3 protein-coding genes and 2 pseudogenes are annotated in these 5287 nt (G+C 71.2%); all 5 read left to right on the top strand.

Annotated features, from left to right (window positions below; genetic code table 11):
- The first annotated feature begins 273 nt into the window (after positions 1-273).
- Positions 274-1680: an ABC transporter substrate-binding protein gene (locus B7767_RS11900; protein ID WP_085572175.1), complete on the top strand. Its 1407-nt coding sequence runs from the start codon at positions 274-276 to the stop codon at positions 1678-1680.
- A 7-nt stretch (positions 1681-1687) separates the two neighbouring features.
- Positions 1688-3037 (top strand): carbohydrate ABC transporter permease, encoded by a 1350-nt coding sequence (locus B7767_RS11895; protein WP_085572174.1) that lies wholly within the window; start codon positions 1688-1690, stop codon positions 3035-3037.
- Positions 3034-3936: a carbohydrate ABC transporter permease gene (locus tag B7767_RS11890; protein WP_085572173.1), complete on the top strand. Its 903-nt coding sequence runs from the start codon at positions 3034-3036 to the stop codon at positions 3934-3936. Before B7767_RS11895 ends, B7767_RS11890 begins: the two co-directional genes overlap by 4 nt.
- Positions 3937-4025: 89 nt before the next feature.
- Positions 4026-4352, top strand: a pseudogene (locus B7767_RS47970) (glycosyltransferase); the annotation flags it as partial.
- 230 nt (positions 4353-4582) lie between these two features.
- Positions 4583-5287: pseudogene (locus B7767_RS11880) on the top strand (hypothetical protein); the annotation flags it as partial.

Here is a 5287-nt window from a genome sequence, read left to right as displayed (position 1 = left end):
CGCCCACCCGTGCCGCCCCAGCGGCACGGCTGCCCGCGGCCGACTGGGCAGGCGGCGCGGCTGCCCGCGGGAGCGGGGCCCGACGGCGGGGACGCGAGAGCGGAAGCGCGCGACTGCGCGCAGGGGCGTGGAAGTGGTGACCCGTGGTCACGACGGTGTCACGATCCCCGACTTGACACGGGAGGCGGTCTTGCCACCCCTACCCCCCGGGCGTAGACCAGAGCGCACGGGACAGCGCTGGGCGTTCGACGGAGTACGAAGAACGGGGCAGTGATGCGCAGGACGAGCAGGATCATCCGGACACACAGGTCGCCTGGGAACCACATGACGGCTCCCCGCACCCGCAGGGCCGCCGCGGTGCTCGCCGCGGGAGTGCTCGCGGTCTCGCTCACCGCGTGCGGCGGTGGCGGTGACGACGACAGCGGCGGCGACGAGAAGGACAAGGGCGGCGGCGGGACCGGGACCACCGTCACCCTCCCCGAGCTGGACGGTGAAAGCCTCGAGGTGGCCGCCGTGTGGACCGGCGTCGAGCAGGCCAACTTCAAGAAGGTCCTCGCGGAGTTCGAGAAGCGCACCGGCGCCAAGGTGACCTTCGTCCCCGCCCAGGACCCGATCATCAACTTCCTCGGCTCGAAGGTCGCGGGTGGCGCCCCGCCGGACGTGGCGATGCTGCCGCAGCCGGGCGCCATCAAGCAGGCCGTCGACAAGGGCTGGGCCAAGCCGCTCGGCGCCGAGGCGGCCAAGGAGCTCGGCGAGAACTACTCGCAGGGCTGGCAGGACATCGGCAAGGTCGACGGCAAGCAGTACGGCGTCTACTACAAGGCCGCCAACAAGTCGCTGATCTGGTACAACGCCCAGGTCTTCGAGAACGCGGGCGCCGCCGAGCCCAAGACGTGGGACGAACTGCTCACCACCGCGCAGATGGTCTACGACTCCGGTGTCACCCCGTTCTCGGTCGGCGGCGCCGAGGGCTGGACGCTGACCGACTGGTTCGAGAACGTCTACCTCTCCCAGGCCGGACCGGAGAAGTACGACCAGTTGGCCCGGCACGAGATCAAGTGGACGGACCCCTCCGTCAAGGAGGCGCTGACCACGCTCGCCGAGATCTGGGGCAAGAAGGACTACATCGCCTCCGGCGCGCTGGGGACCGACTTCCCGACGTCCGTGACGCAGACCTTCACCGGCGGCGACCAGCCCAAGGCCGGCATGGTCTACGAGGGCGACTTCGCGCAGGTCAACATCGGCGAGACCAAGGCGGAGGTGGGCACGGACGCCAAGGTGTTCCCGTTCCCGGCGGTCGGTGACGCCCCGCCCGTGGTGTCCGGCGGCGACGCGGCGGTGATCCTGGAGGACTCCGAGGCGTCCCAGGCGCTGGCGACCTTCCTCGCCTCCCCGGACGCCGCGCGCATCCACGCCGGGCTCGGCGGCTACCTCTCGCCGAACAGGAACGTGCCGGACTCGGCGTATCCGAACGAGGTCCAGCAGAAGATCGCCAAGGCGCTCGTCGACGCCGGGGACGACTTCCGCTTCGACATGTCCGACCAGGCCCCGCAGGCGTTCGGCGGCACGCCCGGCAAGGGCGAGTGGAAGATCCTCCAGGACTTCCTGAAGAACCCGAAGGACGTCGCCGGTACACAGGCGAAGCTGGAGGCCGACGCGGCCGCGGCGTACGGGAACTGATCCGGCGATGGCGTCGGACACGGCGGCAGGGGCACCGAAACCGGCCCCTGCCGCTCCCAAGTCGCGCAAGAGCGTCACCGGCACCCGCACCACCGTGGCGGCGCTGTTCCTGCTGCCCGCGCTCGTGCTGCTCGGTGCGCTCGTGGTCTACCCGATCGGGTACTCCGTCGTCCGCAGCCTCTACGACCAGTCCGGCGACGGCTTCGCCGGATTCGACAACTACCAGGCCCTGTTCACCGACGACGGCATCCGCACGGCCCTGAAGAACAACATCGTCTGGGTGGTGTTCGCGCCGACGATCGCGACCGCGCTCGGCCTGGTCTTCGCGGTGCTGACCGAACGGGTGCGCTGGGGAACGGCGTTCAAGCTGGTCGTCTTCATGCCGATGGCCATCTCGATGCTGGCCGCCGGGATCATCTTCCGCCTGGTGTATGACCAGGACCCGGACAAGGGCGTGGCGAACGCGGTGTGGGTGGGGGTGCACGACACCTTCGCCCAGTCCTCGGCGTTCCCGAAGGCGCACCCGGGCCGTGATTCGCCGCTCGTCAAGGACGACGACGGCGGCTTCATCACCAGCAGGCAGGTGAGGGTGGGCGACACGGTGACGCTGCCGCTGGTCGGGGTCGCCCCGGACCTGATGCCGAAGGACGCGGAGCGGGCGGCGGCGCCACAGCCGGAGAGCGACCGGATCACCGGCACCACCTGGCAGGACTTCACCCGCGGCAAGGGCGTCGGCACGCTGAACGCCGTCGACGCCTCGGAGCTGGGCTACGCCGGAATGAGGATCGAGGCCGTGAAGGGCGCCGAGGTGGTGGAGACGGCCACGGCGGCCGCCGACGGCTCGTTCTCCTTCTCCTCGAAGGCCGAGGGCGCCCAACTGCGGCTCCCGAAGAGCAACTTCGCCGAGCCGTACAACGGCCTCGACTGGCTCGGCCCGTCGCTGGTCACGCCGGCGATCATCGGCTCGTACATCTGGATGTGGGCGGGCTTCGCGATGGTGCTGATCGCGGCGGGGCTCGCGGGGATGCCCAGGGAGCTGCTGGAGGCCGCGCGGGTGGACGGCGCGAACGAGTGGCAGGTGTTCAGACGTGTCACGGTGCCGCTGCTGGCGCCGGTCCTCGCGGTCGTCACCGTCACCCTGATGATCAATGTGCTGAAGGTGTTCGACCTGGTCTTCATCATCGCCCCGGGCTCGTCCCAGGACGACGCCAACGTCCTCGCGCTGGAGCTGTACCGCAAGGGCTTCGCGGCGGACCAGCCGGGCATCGCCAGCGCGATCGCGGTGTTCCTGCTGCTGCTCGTCATCCCGGTGATGTGGTTCAACGTCAGGCGGCTGAGGCGGGAGGTCAGGCGATGAGTGCCACCAGGACGGGTGCACAGCCCGCCCTCTCCACCGTCAGGGCCGAACGGTCACTGGGCTCCCGGCTGAGCGAGTGGGTCAGCGGCGGTCTGGTCCGCGTCTTCCTGATCGTCGTGGGCCTGTTCTGGCTGGTCCCGACGGTCGGGCTGCTGCTGGCCAGCCTGCGTACCCCGCAGGACATGGCCGCCGACGGCTGGTGGAAGGTGTTCACCGAGCCCTCGCAGCTCACCTTCGGCGCCTACGAGACGCTGCTGGAGAACGACGACATCACCGGCTCGCTGCTGAACACGGTGTACATCACCGTCCCGGCGACCGTGCTGGTGGTGGTGATCGGATCCCTCGCCGGGTACGCCTTCGCCTGGATGGAGTTCCCGGGCCGGGACTGGTGGTTCCTGGCGGTGGTGGGGCTGCTGGTGGTGCCGGTGCAGGTGGCGCTGATCCCGATCGCCGAGCTCTTCGGCAACATCGGCATCTTCGGCTCCGTGACCGGTGTGGTCCTCTTCCACGTCGGTTTCGGTCTGCCGTTCGCGGTGTTCCTGCTGCGGAACTTCTTCGCGGAGATCCCCAAGGAGCTGCTGGAGGCTGCCCGGCTGGACGGCGCGGGCGAACTGCGGCTGTTCGTAAGGGTCGTGATGCCGCTCGCCGGTCCGGCCATCGCCGCGCTCGGCATCTTCCAGTTCCTGTGGGTGTGGAACGACATGCTGGTCGCGCTGATCTTCACCGACTCCGGGAGCCAGCCGATCACGGTCGCCCTGCAGACCCAGGTACGGCAGTTCGGCAACAACATCGACGTCCTGGCGCCCGGCGCGTTCATCTCGATGGTGGTCCCACTGGTCGTGTTCTTCGCGTTCCAGCGGCAGTTCGTCTCCGGCGTGATGGCGGGCGCGGTGAAGTAGCCGGTGTGCGAGCGGAGTCGGAGGGGTGGGCCGGCACGGGCCCGCCCCTTCGCGTGACGGGTGTCCCCCGGATGCCGCAGGGGGCGTGACCAAGCCGGGCCGGCGGGGCGCGCAACGCGGGGACGCGGGCGGCCACGGGGACGTACCTGCTGTTCCCCGACGGTGACGACGTCCCCGTACCGGGCGCGCTCGCGGCCCTGGATGCGCGTCTGGCCGAGACCGGTCCGGTGGACGTGCTGCACGTCGAGCACGAACGCGCGCCCTGGTGGGAGGGCGGGCCCGGCAATCCGGCCGCGCCCCTGCCGGCGAGGGCCCCCGACGGCGTGTTCTCCCCGGACCGCGCCCCGCACCTCACCGGCGTGGGCCTCCCGGTGTGGAGCGCGGCCTGGCGCCGTGCCTCCGTCTCCGAGCGGGACGACGGCGATGCGCCCGATGACCGAGGGGCTGCTGCCGGTGCTGGGCGTGCCGCTGCTGCTGGAGCCGGTGGTGCGGCGGGCGGTGGTCCCGGCGCAGGGGGCTCCGGTGGAGCCGGCGCGCTGAACCCGGGGCCACTCGCTTCACTCGATGAGGTGATGTGAGGTCATGCCGTTGACCACGCCGGGAACATACGGCAGATGCCCGAGACGTTCCCCTTCCTCACCACCCGATGAGCTCCGGAGTCCTCGTCCGGCCGGCCGTGCGCGGTGCCACGGCGCTGCGCGGCGGCGGGACCTGGCGCCCCACCCCGTACCAGCTCTTCGGCTTCCTGTTCTGGCTCGTGATGTCGCTGGCGTACTGGAGGGTGCCGCTGTGCTGCGACGCCGGGCAGCACGCGGCGGTCGTGGAGCGCCTCAGGGACGACCTGCTGAACCCCCGGCACCCGACGGCGGACCTGCCGGGGGCGGGCAGCCCCTCCTACTCGCCGTTCGCGCTGGCGCAGGGCGTGGCCGCCCGGCTGACGGGGCTGGGCGGCTGGGAGGTGCTCAAGCTCACCGGGCCGCTGAACCTGCTGGTGCTGCTGACCGGGATCGGCCGCTTCGTGCGCGTGCTGACCCCGCGCCCCTGGGCACCGGTGCTGGCGCTCGGCGCGATGACGCTGCTGTGGGGGGTGGAGCGGGCCTGGTGGAGCGGCTACCTGAACCTGATGTCGATGACGGGCAATCTGGCCTACCCGTCGGCGTTCGCGACCGGGCTCGTCCTCTGGGCGTGGGCGCTGACGGGTGCGCGGGCCCGGAACGCGGGGGCCGTGCGGTACGTGGGGCCGGGCGGGCTGCGCCCGGTGCCCGGGTACGCGGCGCTGGGCGCGCTGTACGGGCTGGTCCTGCTCGTGCACCCGATCACGGCGGTCGCGGCGGCGCTGGGGGCGGCGGCG

This window comes from Streptomyces sp. 13-12-16 (genome assembly GCF_002114215.1).
In the GTDB taxonomy this organism is placed as follows: Bacteria; Actinomycetota; Actinomycetes; order Streptomycetales; family Streptomycetaceae; genus Streptomyces.
The sequence above is the reverse complement of the archived record's forward strand: the minus strand, read 5'-3'. Positions and strand labels throughout refer to the sequence as shown.

Excerpts from the sequence above, each read along its gene's own strand:
- B7767_RS11900 (WP_085572175.1), top strand. The coding sequence starts at position 274 with ATGCGCAGGACGAGCAGGATCATCCGGACACACAGGTCGCCTGGGAAC.
- B7767_RS11895 (WP_085572174.1), top strand. The coding sequence starts at position 1,688 with ATGGCGTCGGACACGGCGGCAGGGGCACCGAAACCGGCCCCTGCCGCT.
- B7767_RS11890 (WP_085572173.1), top strand. The coding sequence starts at position 3,034 with ATGAGTGCCACCAGGACGGGTGCACAGCCCGCCCTCTCCACCGTCAGG.